At 66.6% G+C, this 14290-nt stretch carries 15 protein-coding genes; 4 read left to right on the forward strand and 11 right to left on the reverse strand.

Features of this window, described 5'->3' with window-relative positions; all coding sequences use genetic code 11:
* Positions 1-533: 533 nt before the first annotated feature.
* The 3 genes from CLV52_RS04435 to CLV52_RS04445 all read left to right on the forward strand — a co-directional run bounded on the left by CLV52_RS04435 (position 534) and on the right by CLV52_RS04445 (position 4357).
* Positions 534-2306, forward strand: coding sequence for a family 43 glycosylhydrolase (locus CLV52_RS04435; RefSeq protein WP_162850705.1), 1773 nt, complete (start codon positions 534-536; stop codon positions 2304-2306).
* Positions 2303-3265 (forward strand): glycoside hydrolase family 43 protein, encoded by a 963-nt coding sequence (locus CLV52_RS04440; protein ID WP_133765070.1) that lies wholly within the window; start codon positions 2303-2305, stop codon positions 3263-3265. The genes CLV52_RS04435 and CLV52_RS04440 overlap by 4 nt, the downstream gene beginning before the upstream one ends.
* An 84-nt stretch (positions 3266-3349) precedes the next feature.
* The gene (locus CLV52_RS04445) at positions 3350-4357 is read left to right on the forward strand and encodes a LacI family DNA-binding transcriptional regulator (protein ID WP_133765071.1); all 1008 of its coding nucleotides are present in this window, start codon (positions 3350-3352) and stop codon (positions 4355-4357) included.
* 34 nt (positions 4358-4391) lie between these two features.
* Here CLV52_RS04445 and CLV52_RS04450 read toward each other — a convergent pair whose 3' ends face one another.
* From CLV52_RS04450 to CLV52_RS04480, 7 genes are all read right to left on the reverse strand, one after another.
* Positions 4392-5213 carry a carbohydrate ABC transporter permease gene (locus CLV52_RS04450; RefSeq protein ID WP_133765072.1) on the reverse strand — a complete coding sequence of 274 codons (822 nt, stop codon included), beginning with the start codon at positions 5211-5213 and terminating at the stop codon, positions 4392-4394.
* Entirely contained in the window at positions 5210-6166 is a 957-nt protein-coding gene (locus CLV52_RS04455; protein WP_133765073.1) for a carbohydrate ABC transporter permease, read from the reverse strand. Before CLV52_RS04455 ends, CLV52_RS04450 begins: the two co-directional genes overlap by 4 nt.
* A 75-nt stretch (positions 6167-6241) precedes the next feature.
* Positions 6242-7498, reverse strand: a complete 1257-nt coding sequence (locus CLV52_RS04460; RefSeq protein ID WP_162850706.1) for an ABC transporter substrate-binding protein — start codon at positions 7496-7498, stop codon at positions 6242-6244.
* A gap of 25 nt (positions 7499-7523) precedes the next feature.
* A complete protein-coding gene (locus tag CLV52_RS04465) occupies positions 7524-8459 on the reverse strand; it encodes a family 43 glycosylhydrolase (RefSeq protein WP_133765075.1) in 936 nt (311 codons plus the stop codon).
* A 350-nt stretch (positions 8460-8809) separates the two neighbouring features.
* On the reverse strand, positions 8810-9049 hold the full coding sequence (locus CLV52_RS04470; RefSeq protein WP_133765076.1) for a hypothetical protein: 240 nt from the start codon (positions 9047-9049) through the stop codon (positions 8810-8812).
* Positions 9050-9760: 711 nt separating this feature from the next.
* Positions 9761-10153: a hypothetical protein gene (locus CLV52_RS04475; RefSeq protein ID WP_133765077.1), complete on the reverse strand. Its 393-nt coding sequence runs from the start codon at positions 10151-10153 to the stop codon at positions 9761-9763.
* Positions 10154-10333: 180 nt separating this feature from the next.
* Entirely contained in the window at positions 10334-11530 is a 1197-nt protein-coding gene (locus tag CLV52_RS04480) for an MFS transporter (protein WP_281276047.1), read from the reverse strand.
* A gap of 322 nt (positions 11531-11852) precedes the next feature.
* Between CLV52_RS04480 and CLV52_RS04485 the strand changes: the two genes are divergently transcribed.
* A complete protein-coding gene (locus CLV52_RS04485) occupies positions 11853-12119 on the forward strand; it encodes a hypothetical protein (protein ID WP_133765079.1) in 267 nt (88 codons plus the stop codon).
* A 35-nt stretch (positions 12120-12154) separates the two neighbouring features.
* On the opposite strand, the gene CLV52_RS04490 is transcribed toward CLV52_RS04485, so the two are convergent.
* The 4 genes from CLV52_RS04490 to CLV52_RS04505 all read right to left on the reverse strand — a co-directional run bounded on the left by CLV52_RS04490 (position 12155) and on the right by CLV52_RS04505 (position 14233).
* Entirely contained in the window at positions 12155-12460 is a 306-nt protein-coding gene (locus CLV52_RS04490; protein ID WP_133765080.1) for a hypothetical protein, read from the reverse strand.
* Between the two features lie 74 nt (positions 12461-12534).
* Positions 12535-13314 carry an alpha-lytic protease prodomain-containing protein gene (locus CLV52_RS04495; RefSeq protein WP_133765081.1) on the reverse strand — a complete coding sequence of 260 codons (780 nt, stop codon included), beginning with the start codon at positions 13312-13314 and terminating at the stop codon, positions 12535-12537.
* Positions 13311-13625 (reverse strand): helix-turn-helix transcriptional regulator, encoded by a 315-nt coding sequence (locus CLV52_RS04500; protein WP_133765082.1) that lies wholly within the window; start codon positions 13623-13625, stop codon positions 13311-13313. The genes CLV52_RS04495 and CLV52_RS04500 overlap by 4 nt, the downstream gene beginning before the upstream one ends.
* A gap of 140 nt (positions 13626-13765) precedes the next feature.
* Positions 13766-14233 carry an HIT family protein gene (locus CLV52_RS04505; RefSeq protein WP_133765083.1) on the reverse strand — a complete coding sequence of 156 codons (468 nt, stop codon included), beginning with the start codon at positions 14231-14233 and terminating at the stop codon, positions 13766-13768.
* Positions 14234-14290 lie beyond the last annotated feature (57 nt).

Genomic DNA, 14290 nt, shown 5'->3' on the forward strand with positions numbered 1-14290 from the left:
CCGGTCCTCCATCTCGCGTGCGCTGGAGGGGTGGTCGGCGCAGGATTGGTCGCGACCGGCGGAGGGATTCGCACGTCGCGACTTGCGTCTGCGGCCATCGCCACCGCGCTGAGGTGAGCCGCGTAGCGACGTTCGGCCGCAGCTGCAGCGTCGCGGTCCGCAGGCGTGGGATCCGGGCGGTAGAGGGCGCGCCTGGCTCGACCGAGCTGGAGGAGGGGGCTCGTTGCACCTCGGACGCCGGGAGCGGCCGGATCGGTCAACCAGCGCAGCACGTCCTCGGGGTCGTGGGGCCCGACATACGCCTGTATGAACCGCTCGCGATCGAGCCGATCCGCCTCGTCGCCTGAAGGTGGCAAGTTCCGCTCCTCCTCGAGCTCGTGATGCGCTGAGACCGCCAGGTGATCTCCTGTATCGTTACAGAAGAAAATTTGGAGCGGGTGGCAATGCGGCCGTTAGAAATGGGTGGCTCGACTGCGATGCCGCCGCTGGTCCTGCCGCTCACGCTGCGAGCCGGGACGGAGCTCGGGATCCCCATGGTCAGCTCGAACGCTGCGGTTCGGGTCGAGCGCGGCGTGCTCGTCCTCGAGGGGGAAGCGGCGGCCAGCACGGTCCTGCGATCGACCATCGGCGGCGGTCGGTGGAGCGTGCGAGTTCTGCCTGCCGACGCGCCCCTCGTGGTGGCCTGCACCCGTGTGCCGGACCCGGATCCCGATGTCTTCGGCCCGCTGATGGCGCACGCCCTGCACCTGGCGGTGCGCACCCGCAGTGCCGTGCGATGGGTGGAGGGCGCCAGGGGGCTCGCTTTCGCGTCCGCTGTGCCGGTCGGGTTCGACCTCGCTGAGCCCCGCACGGTCTGCCGTCCTTCGCTGGTCGAGGCGCCCGGCAGCTGGTTCCTGCTTGCCGAGCAGGGCCTCCCGGACGGGTCGCGGGATCCGATGGCGCACGCTCGGGTGCTGGTGTGGCGCAGCACCGATCTGCTCGACTGGACGCCGCTCGGGGGCCTCGTCCTGCCCACGGAGGAGGCGAATGACCCCTGGGCCGTGTGGGACGGTGCCACCTCCTGCTACCACCTCTGCTGGACCGAGGGATCCGGCGCCCGGCGCTCCGTCTCGACGCCGTCGCTAGACCCGGCAGAATACGAGCCCGGCGAAGTGACGGTGTGGCCCCGCGTGCTCGGCCGGATCCCGGTGCCCGACCTGGGGGACGACATCGGTCTCGCATGGTCCTGCGCGCTCATCGATGTCGAGCAGTCGCGAGCACTCCTCGAGTCACCGGAGGAGGGCGACGAGCAGGCGTCGCTCGCTCCGTTCATCTCCGCGCGCGCGGATCCGTGCATCATCGAGTACGACGGGGCGTTCCTCTTGGTCGCCACCGATGATCGCGGCGGCGACAACATCAAGTCGGAAGGGCTCTCGCTGCGGAGGGCTGAATCGATCGAGGGGCTCCGGGCCGCTGCCGAGCACCGCATCCTCGGCGTCGGGCCGGCCGGCATCGCAGGCTGCTTCTGGGCGCCCGAACTGCACGTCATCGACGGCCGCCTGCACTGCTTCTTCGCGCCGAGCATCGGATCGGCCGACTGGACCGCGGTGCAGTGCCACGTGATGGTGCTCGCCGATGAGGGCGATCCCACTCTCGCCGCCGACTGGGGGACCCCGAGACCGGTGCTGCGGGCCGATGGCGGAGCATTGAAAGCCGATCCGGCGCATCCCGGCATCTCACTGGACATGACCTGGTTCGCAGACGGACCCTCCTGCTATCTCATCTGGTCCCAGCGGTCCACCGCGCCCGTGGTCGGCGACGCGCAGTTGTGGATCGCACGAGCGGACCCCCAGCGGATCGATCGCCTCGCGAGCCCGCCGGTTCGCCTCCTCGCCCCGACGCTGAGCTGGGAGATGAACGACGCGCACGTCGTGGAGGGACCCTTCGCGATCCGCCACGGCCCGAAGATCATCCTGATGTACTCCGCGGCGGCCGTCGGAGCCAGGTACTGCACCGGCGTGCTGGCGGCCGCGTCCGGTGCCGACCTGACCGACCCGACAGTGTGGCGCCGCAGGCACCGGCCACTGCTCAGCTCTCGTCCAGAACTTGGACTATGGGGTCCCGGTCACAACACCGTTCTCGCGCACGGCGGCGAGGCGTCCATCGTCTTCCACGCCATGTTCGCTCCGCACGCCGTCGAACGGAACACCGTGATCGCACCGCTCCGATGGCGGGGAGATGCGCCGCACGTGGTGCTCCCCGCTGGACCCCGCGTGACTTCCCCTTCCGTGCACGATCTCGATCCCGGAGAGCAGGACTCTCGATGACGACCACACCTGATGTCGTTGGCTATCTGCTGGCGTACTTCCACTCCGAGCTCGAGGAGGACGGCGAGCAGATCCGGTTCGCGGTCAGCATCGGGAATCGCCCGGATGCCTGGACGATGCTGAACGGCGATCGACCGGTCCTCCGGTCCAGCGTCGGGATGGGCGGCGCGCGCGACCCGTTCCTGGTCCGAGACGAGCGTGCGGGGAGGTTCTTCGTCCTCGCCACCGACCTCCGCACCTGGCCAGACCATGAGACGGCATGGACCCGGTCGCTGCGGCACGGCAGTCGAGGCATCCTCGTGTGGGAGTCCACCGACCTGACGGAATGGTCGGACGCCCGCCTGGTCGAGGTCGCCCCCGCGTCGGTGGGAAACGTCTGGGCCCCGAAGGCGTTCTGGTCCGAGTCCCGGCAGCGCTGGCTGATGTTCTGGGCCTCGGCGCTCTTCGAGGACGATGAGGACCGCACGCCCGGCGGGTACCAGCGCATCCTGGTCGCGGAGACGGAGGACTTCCGCTCCTTCTCGGAACCGCAGGTGCACCTCGACTTCGGCCACGACGTCATCGACCTCGCGTTCGTGCAGGACGGTGACGCCTGGTACCGCTTCTCGGCCAACGCCCACAGCCCCGGAGGCAGCCCGGATCTCGGCAACCACATCTTCGAGGAACGCGGCACCGCGCTCGAGGACCCCGTGTTCGAACCGTTCAGGATCGACATCGGCAAGCCGGAGCTGCGCCGAGGCGAAGGCCCGGCGGTGGCCCGCGCGATCGCCGGAGACGGCGCGTTCCTGCTGATCGACGAATTCCTGCTGCGGGGCTACCAGCTGTTCGAGACGCAGGACCTCGCCGGCGGCGAATGGCAGCACATCCCGGACGCGCACCTGCCTCCCGGCGCCCGGCACGGCTCCCTGCTGGCCATCACCGCGGCAGAGCGAGACCGACTGCTCCATGCGTACCCGTGATGCTCGAACCGTGAGCGGCGCAGCGGAGCCGGGGGCTTCTCGGGCACACTCGAGGTCCGACCCGATCGGACGGGAGACGCCTGCATGGTGACGATCCAGGACGTCGCGAAGGCCGCCGGGGTCTCCCCGATGACGGTGTCGAACGTCATCAACGAGCGAGAGCACGTCAGGGACAGCACCAGGGCGAAGGTGCTCGACGCGATGGAGCGGCTGGACTACCGGGTCAACGTCGCCGCGCGGAACCTGCGGACCGGGCGCACCGGCACGATCGGGCTCGCGGTCCCGGAGATCGATCGGCCGTACTACGGGGTGCTGGCCGCGGCGATCATGAAGGCCGCCGAAGCGAAGTCGCTGCGAGTGGTCGTCGAGCAGACCGAGCGGTCGAGGGAGAACGAGCTCGACGCGCTCACGCTGTCCCGCAACCGCCTCTACGACGGCCTCATCCTCAGCACGGTCGGTCTCGGTCCGGCGGACGCGGACTTGCTCCGCGTCGACTACCCGATCGTGCTCCTGGGGGAGCGGATCTTCGCTGGCCCGGCCGACCACGTCGCGATGCCGAACGTCGAAGGCGCGAGAGCCGCCGTGGAGCATCTGATCGCTCGAGGCAGCCGTCGGATTGCCATCGTCGAGGGCGACCCGACCGAGGACTTGAACGTCTCGAGTCTTCGCAATCAGGGCTACCGGGAGGCGCTGGCCGCCGCCGGAATCGCGTTCGAGGACGAATGGGTGGTCCCCATCGGAGAGTTCTCGCTCGAAGCCGGTGTGCAGGCCGTGCAGCGTCTCGCCGAGCGGGGGATGGCGGTCGATGGGATCTTCTGCGTCACGGACACGGTCGCGACCGGGGTGCTGCGCGGCCTCGCCGATCACGGGATCCCGGTTCCCGGACAGGTGCGGGTGATCGGGTTCGACGACGTCCCCGGCAGCGCCTACACGGTGCCGTCGCTCTCTTCGGTAGACCCGGATCACGACTTCATGGCCCGCACCGCGGTCGACCTGCTGGTGCGGCGGATCGAAGGCAACGCGGACAAGGCCGTGCATCGTGATGTGATTGGTCCGTTCCGGGTTGTGGAGCGGGAGTCCAGCGGCGGCTGACCCGGCCGCTCAGAGCGCCGGATCAGCCCGCACTTCACCCCTTGACGCTGCCGCTGGTGAGGCCGTCGACGATGTACTTCTGCATCGTGATGAACAGCACCAGCATCGGGATGAGCACGATGACGGTCACGGTCATGAATGCCGGCCAGTTCGTGGTGAACTGCGCGACCGCCTGCTCCGCCAGCAGGACGAGCGTGTTGTTCGACGGTGAGCTGAGGAAGATCGTGGGGGAGATGTAGTCGTTCCAGACCCACATGATCTGGAAGACCCCGACGGTGATCAGGACCGGTCGGATCAGCGGCAGGACGATGGACCAGTAGACCCGCAACGGCCCCGCGCCGTCGATGCGTGCGGCCTCCAGGATCTCCATCGGGACCGAGCGCATGTACCCGACGATTATGAAGTAGCAGAACACCGAACCACCGAGGTAGATGGCGATCAATCCCTGCAGCGAATCGGCGAGACCGGCGTTCACGACTAGCTGGTAGAGCGGGATGATCGTCGACTGGAACGGCACCAGGAACGCTGCCAGCAGAATCCCGCCGGCGATCGTGGAGAACCGGCCGCCGCGGTAGAGGAGCGAGAACGCGGCCATCGATCCCACTGCCAGCATCAGGGCGACCGAGACGGCGGTGACGATCGCGGTGTTCAGGAACGCGCGGCCGACGTCGGAGGTGGCGAAGACCTGGATGTAGTTGTCGAGGTCGAGGCTGGACGGCAGCGCGATGGGGTTCAGCTCCATCTGCGGCTGGGATTTGAAGGTGTTGACGACGATGTAATAGAACGGGAGACCGACGATCACGGCGAGCAGGATCAGCACGCCGCTGGCGGTGATGCGGGCGAGGGTGCGGTTCATGAGGCGTTCCTCTCGAAGCGGCGGGAGATCTGCAGCTGCAACGCGAGGATCATGCCGATGATGATCATGAACACCACACCGAGCGCGGAGGCCTGACCGTACTTCGCCTGCTCGATGCCGCTGGTGAGGATCGTGGACGTGATCGTGTTCGTAGCCAGCGCTGGGCCGCCACCGGTGAGGTTCTGCGGCAGCGCGTAGACGTTCAGCCCGTTGTTCATCAGCAGGAAGGTGCTGATGGTGATGGCCGGGGCCAGCAGCGGAAGGGTCAGGTAGAAGAACCGTTGCACTGCGTTGGATCCGTCGATCTTCGCGACCTCGTAGTAGTCGGTCGGGATCGACTGCAGGTAGGCCAGGTAGAGGATCGCGTGCCAGCCGGTGCTGGTCCACACGCCCACGAGGATCACGCAGACCTGCGCGAGGGTGATGTTGGCCAGCCACGGGATCGGGTCGAGGCCGAGGGTGGAGTGCAGCACCGTGTTCAGTGCTCCGCTCCCGAGGGGATTCAGGATGAAGTTCCACACCAGGCCCAGCACGGCGACTGACGGGATGGCGGGGAAGAAGAAGACGGCCCGGGCGAACCTGGTTCCGAACAGCTTCTGGTTCAGGAACACCGCCAGCGGAATCGCGAAGACGGTGATGAGCGCGGTGGAGGCGACCGCGTAGAGGACTGTGAATGCGAGGCCGCCGAGCAGAGCCGGGTTCGTGAACACCGCCGCGTAGTTCTTCAGCCCGACGAAGCGCACGTCGGGGTCGAGTCCCGACCAGTCCGTGAAGCTGTAGTACACCGATTCGGCGAAGGGGACCCCGAAGAGGACGATCACTACCAGCCCGATCGGGATCAGGAAGGCTCGGATGCCGAGCGTCTCGCGGGCGCCTCCGATCGGTCGGCGCCGCTTGATGGCCCGCTGCACGCGCTGCGCGCGTGGAGCGAAGGTGGTCTGTTCCGCTGTCATCTGCTGTTCCTCAGTGAGGAGGGGAGTGCGGGGACGTGAGAGCCTCACGCCCCCGCACTCCGGTCTCGAACCGGATTACTTGACGCTGTTCCATTCGGTGTCGAGCGCTTTCGCCATCTGGGCGCCGGTCTCCTGTCCGAGCTGCACCTTCTGCATGTTGGCGATCAGGGTCTGGTCCAGCGGTGCGGAGTTCGTTCCGGGCCACGCCTGCCAGGTGCACCAGACGTTGCCGGCGACGACGTCCTTATACATGGTCTGCAGGGCCGGGTCGAGGTCCTGCTTGTAGTTGCTCGTCGTCATGATCGAGCCGGTCTCAGCGGCATACATCGAGACGCCCTTCTCGCTGGCGAGGAAGTTCACGAACTTCTGCGCGCCCACCGGGTTCTTCGCCTTCGAGTTGATCGCGTAGGGCGGAGACGCCGCACCCGCCCAGTACGGGGCGCCGTCCTCACTCGGGATCGGCCAGAAGTTCAGCTTCGTCCCTGACGGGAGCGCCTTCCTCGACGGTGCGACCTGCCACGCACCGGTGGTGATCATCGCGACCTTCTGCTGGTCGAACTCGGTCACGATCTGCGGCCCGGTCAGGCCGGCCGCCGACTTGTTCACGAGTCCCGAGGTGTACAGCTGCGACCAGGTCTCCAGCGGCTTCGTCCACGACGCGGCGAAGGTGGTCTTCCCGTTGTAGATGTTCGCGTCCATGTTCCCGCCGGAGGTCGCATCCGCGCGCCCGATCAAGCCCATGATCGTCGTCGTCGTACCGTCGCCGGCCTCCTGCAGACCGGTGATGCCCGCGGCCTTGAACTTCTTCAGATCCGTCAGCAGCTCGCTCCAGGTCTGCGGAGCGCTCGTGATCCCGGCCTTCGCAGCGAGGGTCTCGTTCACGAGGAAGCCGCCACCCCAGGTCGCGGTCGAGATGCCGTACACCTTGCCGTTGTAGGTGTTCATCTTCGTCCCGAAGGGGGATTGCACCTTCGCCGCGGTCGTGCCGGTCAGGTCCTTGACGTAACCACCGCCGATCTGCTCCTTGTGGTTGCCGAGGATGAACACGTCCGCCGCGTTGCGCGCAAGGAGGCGCTTCTGGAGCGTGTTGACGTACTCGTCGACTGGCGGAGCGTAGGACATGTCGACCTTGATGCCCGGGTTCTCCTTCTCGAATTCGGCCACCAGGGGCTTCATCGTGGCGAGGGCGTCCCAGGAGAAGAACGTGACAGTGCCCTTGCCGCCGGAGTCGCCGCTGGGGGAGCCGGCGGTCGAGCTGCAGGCCGAGACGCCGACGAGCAGTGCGGCCGCGATCGCGGCCGCGCCGACGCGTCGGCTGACCGGCGTCCGCATGATGCGGCCTCCGGAGGCCGAGAGGTTACGAAGCGACATTGCTTGCCTTTCTGTGGTGGTGCGTAAGGGGAAGGGACAGAGAGTCCCGGGCAGGGAGGACTGGTTGCAGCAGTCCTCCGGGCAGGTGGACGAGGCGGTCGAAGACGATCTCGCGTCGATAGCCGTCGCCGGACGGGATGGCCCACCGGTGGTAGGCGATCACCCACTCGTCCGAATCGGGCAGCTGGAGCACGGCGTGGTGACCGGTAGCGAACACACCAATCTCGGGGCGCTTCTGCAGCAGCACTCCACGGTCGACCCAAGGACCGAGTGGAGTCGGGCCGGTCGCGTACCGCACGTGGTAGTCCTCGCTCCGGGTGTCGTCGACCGACCAGGAGAGGTAATACACGTCGCCCCGCCGGTGCACCCACGCGGCCTCGCGGAAATCGGTGGGAACGAAGTCGACCACCGCTCCCGGATCGAAGGACATGAGGTCGTCGTACAACTGCACGCCGTGCGCGACCCCATTCCCCCAGTAGAGGAACACTCGGTCGCCATCGACGAAGACCGCCGGGTCGATCGCGCGGCCCGCGAAGTCGCCGTGCGCGACAAGCGGCCGGCCCAAGTCGTTGAAGGGGCCGAAGGGGGAGTCTGCGACGGCGACGCCGATGTTCGACTCCGCGGTGAAGTACAGGTAGAACCGTCCGTCACGCTGCAGCGCTGCCGGTGCCCAGGCGTGCCGAGCGGCCCACCCGACGTCTTCTTGGAGGCGGAGCACCTCGCCGCCGGCGGTCCACGACACCAAATCATCCGAGGACCACACCGAGAACGACGTCGCGTCCCACTCCGGCGAACCGTCCGAGGTTGGGTACAGGTAGTACCGGCCCTCCCACACGAGCAGCGACGGATCAGCGAGCAGGTCCGGCACAGGAGACGGGGAAGCGAACTCGTCCGGAATCGGCCGCGGCAGCAGCTCGGTCATGCTGAGCTCCCACGAGCAGCGGCGCTTGCAGACATCAGTCCTCCTTGACCGCCTGGAGGACATCCGTCCTTGGCGAGATGTATCGTTACATATGGTGTTGGCTCGAGCAAGCGAGCGTTACCCAACTGTGCTCAATCGGGCCTCTCGGGCCGATGTGGACGTAGAAGTCAGGCCCGTGCTGGGTCCCGGCAAGCACTGCGGGCTGCAGGGTCTCGCACTGAGGGACCTTCGCTCTCACCTTTGAGAGTCGGTGCTGTATCGCTACATGCCAGGCATGCGGTGGCCGCGCTGCATCGAGCACGCGCTCGTGACCGGCCTCCCGACGAGCCCGCCGCGGATTACCCAGTTCGCTATGAGCGCCCCATCCCCAGGTGATTGAAGTGCCGCGAGCACTTCATCCTCCCTGGGCGTGCTTCGCCCTCGATCTGTTCGTGGGCTCGCCAGCCGTCCCATTCGGCGATGACAGTCCCCACAAGGTTCTGCTCAATCTCGGCGATGAAGGTCGCATCGCGCTCGAGGAAACGACGGGTGGCCTGGGTTGAGTCGGTCGGGCGGGAGTCGGTCTTCCCAGCGGTGCTCCAGATCGCCATCAGCGACCAGACGTCTTCGAGTGAGCGGCGTGAAGCGAGACGTTCCGCACCGGACGAGTGTCCGCGATACGGATGATGTCTCGCGAGCAGGGAAGTGAGACATTTCACGGGGGCGGACTGGTCTCGGCCGCGCCTCAAGCCGCGGGGCCCTGCCGTGAGATCCATGTGCTGATGCACTCGTTCCGCCAGGATGGCCGCATGCGGCTTCCTCGCCCACCGATCTTCCTGTTGGACGGCCACGACTTGTCGGTCTATGACTCGGTCGATGCAGCGTGCCGCGATCTAGAGATCTACGACGTCCAGGATCAAAATATCGAGTCGTTCGACTCTGACGGGTTCCCCATGCAGTGGCAGGCATTGGGTTACCGCGTTGTAGGTGGCATCTTGATCGAGGGTCGAACCTCGATGGCAGACGCTGTCTTGGGACGGGTTCGGAGTTATGCCCGCGGCCTGGGTCCTGCTGCTCTGAGTCCGACCGATGTCGAGACAGCGGATCTTGCGACCTTAGGTAACGCGCTGCTCGCGCATCGGCCCGAACCCCTTGGTCTGCGAGCCCTTCTGACGGAGCGGCTGCGCCGACGGAGGTGAGTCCCGAGCGTTGAGGGCACCTCGAAGGGTGCAGCGGCAGCTCCTTGTTGCTGGGCAGCAACGCGTCTCACGCGGCGGGAGATAGCGACGTCTCAGGAGTTGGAAGCCGAGACGAGTCGTTGACTACCGAAGCGCGAAGACTGCGCGCTCAAAGACTAGGTCAAAGCTTTGGTCGGAGAACTCGGGAAACTCCGCGTGGAACTCTGCCAAGGCATTCGAGCGGAACACGTCGTAGGCGGCGGCTGCTTCTGCTTGGGGCAGATGCTGGCGGGTCACTGCCCAGGATTCGTCGGCCCAGTCAAAGGCACGCGAGCGGAGAGCGCCCACGCGGCCTTCGACGGCTGCGAGGTCTGAATTTCCAACGCTTGGAAGAGCGCGGTGGTAATCGATTCGTACGACGCCGGCGAACTGGTTGTGGTGCCAGAGGTGGACGATTGCGTCAGGCAGGGGTAGCGATCGGGCCGTGTCCACTGCCGTCTGTCGTCGTTCGTACGGATCCGACTGAGGAAGCGTCACACCGCAAGTCTAGAAGCGGGTCCAGTTCATGCTCGAGGGCCAGGAGGCGGGTCCTGAGTCCAGATTGCCTCGGGAGCAGATGAGGGGCACGTCTCGTGACCAGGACAGTGGGACGTCTCGCGAGTGGACTATTGAGACGCCGGCGGGACCGGGTTGTGCCCCATCCCGCCAGCGTTCTGGTTAGGCCGCTGAGCCTGCTTGCGGGCTGAGGGGTCTGTCGCTGCGCGGCCATCGGAGCCCCAGTAGTGCGATGCCGAGGGCTGTTGCGACGACGACGGCGAGTCCTGCACGAAGTCCTGCGGTCGTTGCGATGGTGCCGACGATGATCGGGCTGATGAGGAACGAGGTGTAGCCGACCGCTGTTGTGAAAGCGACTGCTTGCCCGGCATGATTTGGCGCGCTTCGCCCGGCGAGCGACAGCGCGGTGGGAACGACGGGACTGATCGCGAACCCGACCACGAGCATCCCGCCGATCGATCCCCATGTGCTCGTGGAGAGCAGCGCTGCCGTCATGCCGACAGCTGCGAGGAGACCCGCAGTGATCATCAGGGCGCGCGGCGGCACGCGTGCTTGTGCTCTACTGCTGATCGTCCTTCCGAGGAACGACGCGAGATGAAAGAGCGCGATCCCGACCCCGCTGAGCAGTACACCGCTGTCCAGTGCCTGGCGCAGGAAGACCGCCACGAAGCCCTCGAGGGCTCCATCGCCGAAGAAGCAAATGAGTAGCAGCACTGCCGCGAACAGCACCGCAGGCGACGTGCGCACACTCCGGACAGGCTCCCGAGGCGCATCGGTCGTCGTGGTCCGGCGCACGGGCAGGCTCGCTCGGCTGCACACGATCGCGGTCGACGTGAACACGATGCCGAGCGCGAGGTAGACCAGGCGGTAGTCGAGGCCGGCCGCCAGTACCAGGGCGGACGAGAGCGCCCCGAGCAGTGCGCCGAGGCTGAAGCCGGCTTGCAGGCCGGTCAGCGCTTGGGTGTCGTATGCGCTCTCGAAGTCGGAGCCGACTGCGTTGGCGCCGAGGTCGACGAAGCTGATCGCGAGGCCGTACAAGATGACCGCGGCGAGGACCTCGGGGAAGGTGCGGGCCGTGGCGAGGGCTGCGAACGCGAGACCAGTGACGCCAAAGCCGACGAGCAGGACTGTGCGTCGACCGAAGCGGTCTGCGATGCGCCCGCCAAGGAACAGGGTCACGATCCCGCCGGCGGCGGCACCGCTCAACGCGGTGCCGAGCTCGCCGGGATCGAGGTGGAGCGCGGCGGACAAGCTCCCGAGCTGAACAGCCCAGACCCCGACATGGAACCCGAGGATCAGGAAGAGGAACGAGGACAGGTGAAGATGGCGTCGCTGAGACGCCGAGTGGACGGCAGACAAGGAGAGCTCCCGGAGGTTGGAAGGATTCCGCGTTCCAGAAGCACGAGAGGGCCGACCGATCCGGTCAGCTCGAGCTCATCGTGCAGAGGTCAGGAACGCGCGGGCGAGACCCGCGCGCGCGTTCCTCCACCCTCGCCGAGCTCGCCCGACTCCTGCCTGCTCACGGTCACACCATAACGACCACTCGCCTCCAGCGGCGCGAGCCTCGACCCATGCCCCGCATTCTCACAATCAGGAGAGTAAGGCGGCTGGCGGGCGGGTGTCGGAAAGACCAGGGGTTCCATCGCTAGCGCCTATCCGCGGGCCGCGGGATATTGGCCCCATGCTGCCGATGTTGACCTCGACTGCCGACGAATCGCTCCTGCTGCCGACCGGGCTCGATGTGGCTTGGTGGGCGTTCGCAGTTGCCGTGGCGGCGACCAGCCTTGCCGCGCTCATTCGCGTCGCGAGGTCATCGGAGTTGACCGCGCTTGCGCGGGTCTTTTGGACCGTGCTGATTCTCCTGACGCCACCCCTCGGTCCCATCGCCGCGCTCGTCGTGGTGCGTTCAAGAAGATCGACCCTGCACAATCGCCAGGTCGCGTCGTAGTCGAGCCAAGTCTCACGAGCAGGCTTCTGAGACCGTCAGGTGGCCGCGTTGCCCCGTGTCGGTAGCTGCTGCTCCGTCTTGCGTAGGAGTGCGATCTGGGTGGCCACGGCTTCGACGTCGACCTGTTCGTCGGTCTTGACGCGCAGCACTGGCAGGCCGCTCATTGGTCTTGCGTCTGTCGCGAGCGACCACCACTCGTCGAGCCGGGAGTCATCGGCGTGCGCGCGGTGGCGGGGGCGTGTCCTGTATCGCTCGAATGCGGCGTCGAGTGCGATGTCGCACCAGATCTCGACGCCTCGAGGGTTGCCGAGTGCGTTCGGGCCGCGCTCGACGTAAGGCATCGCCCGATCGACGCGTCTCGCGAGCAGGCGAGTGGGACGTCTCGCAGGCAGGGACTTGAGACGGCCTGCAGTCCTTACTGGGGTATGTCCTGTGCCAGTGGCATGCGACCGTGAGCGGGGCCCATCTCGACGTAGGCGCCTTGAAGTCGCTGCACCTTTACGAGACGACCGAAGGCGCGGGCGAAGGCGGCTTCGGTAGCTTTGGGAGCGGACGCCTTCACGGCGACGGTCACTGTTGCGGTCTTGACGTCGACGCCACTGCCGAGCACGCTTCGCTTCTCGGGAGCGATGCGGTCGAGTGAGGCTTGTGTGGCTAGTAACTGTCGATTGGTCGCCGGCTGACAGACGTAGGTGATCCTCGGTCCAGGCACGGTTCTAACCGCCGTGGCTGCGGCATGTGCGCGGTCCCAGGTCGGGCCGTAGACGCCAACAAAGACAGTGCCGTGCTCGACCCAGGCTCCTTCGAATCCGCTTTGCTGCTTGATCGCTTGCACTGCGCTATTCACGCGTGCGGGGAGCGGCCCTATCGCGTCGAACGCGCTCCCGGGGATGTCGCTCAACACCTCCTGAGGGGCACTGCAGGCCGGTCGCGGGGCTGACAGGTACACAGCTGAGCCGCCGGTTGCGAGGAGGGCGATCGTGGCGGTGAGCGCGACGATGCGTGGCCGACTGCTTGTTCCCGCGCGCAGCCGCACTGCTGCGACGAGCAGGCCGGTCGCGTATTTCGATGAGCTCATTCCATATCCCTCGACTGCGTTCAGATCGGCGGCCCACTGCTCTCTCAGTTGACCTCGACATGCAGCTGGGGAAATCTGCACCGCAACCGTCGTCAGGACTTGCACGAGTCTGGTCACGCCGTAGCGCCCTTGAGCGGCTCAGCCGATCGAACGGTCGCGTCGGTTATTGCGAGAACCGCGGCGGCGCTGGATGCGCCCTCGGGTGTCAATCGGTAGAGACGACGTCGCGGACCCCGCCGCTCCGAGGGAGGCTCCCAGGAGGAAACGAGCCATCCGGATTGTTCGAGCCGTTCCAAAACGGGGTAGATCGTGCCGGGCCCGCGTGAGGTCGCGTGGATCACCTGAAGACCCCAGATCGCTTCCTCGGACGCCGCGAGGACGCGGAGCACGTCGAGCGTTGCAGCCGTGGTCCTTCTCAAAGCGAGCACACCGCAACAATACTCGCTGCGCGACCTATATCGAATAGTCGGAGCTCGGTGTCGACGGCGACCGCCTGGTCGTCCTCGGGCGTCGGCGCCTCGACGGCTCGCCCGCGGCAGGCGTTTGAGCCGGGATGGGTGTCTGCCGCTCAGGTGAGGGTCTGGAGCTCAGCGGTGATGCGTGTTCGGAGGGCATCGTGCTTTGGGGCGAGCGCGTACGTCGGGTCGCTCCACCGGTCGGATGGGTAGAGCCAGACCGGCTTCGACCGCAGGTTCGGCTCCTCCCACTCGTATCGCGGCCATACGTGTGCGTGCAGGAACGCGTCGGTGTTGCCGAGGATCTCGAGGTTGACGCGGCGGAAGTCCGAGTCCAGACCAGCGCAGGCGCGCTCGACTGCTTCACCTAGCGTCTCCATGCTGGATAAGAAGCTGACGCGGTCGGCGCGAGGAAGATCCGAGAGCCGGTCGACGCCTCGCCGGTCGGAGATGGCGACGCTGTAGCCGGGCAGGAATTGGATGTCCCCAATCACTGCGAACGCAGCGGGCAAGCGCTTCATTACCGTCGGATTCGTCCCAGCAAGCGCGCTGCCCACACGGTCCATCCACCATCCGGTCATGCGATCAACCTAGAGATCCGCATCTGTGTCCCGTCTCGCTTGCAGGCATTTGAGACG

This window comes from Amnibacterium kyonggiense, assembly GCF_004364555.1.
Taxonomy (GTDB): domain Bacteria; phylum Actinomycetota; class Actinomycetes; order Actinomycetales; family Microbacteriaceae; genus Amnibacterium; species Amnibacterium kyonggiense.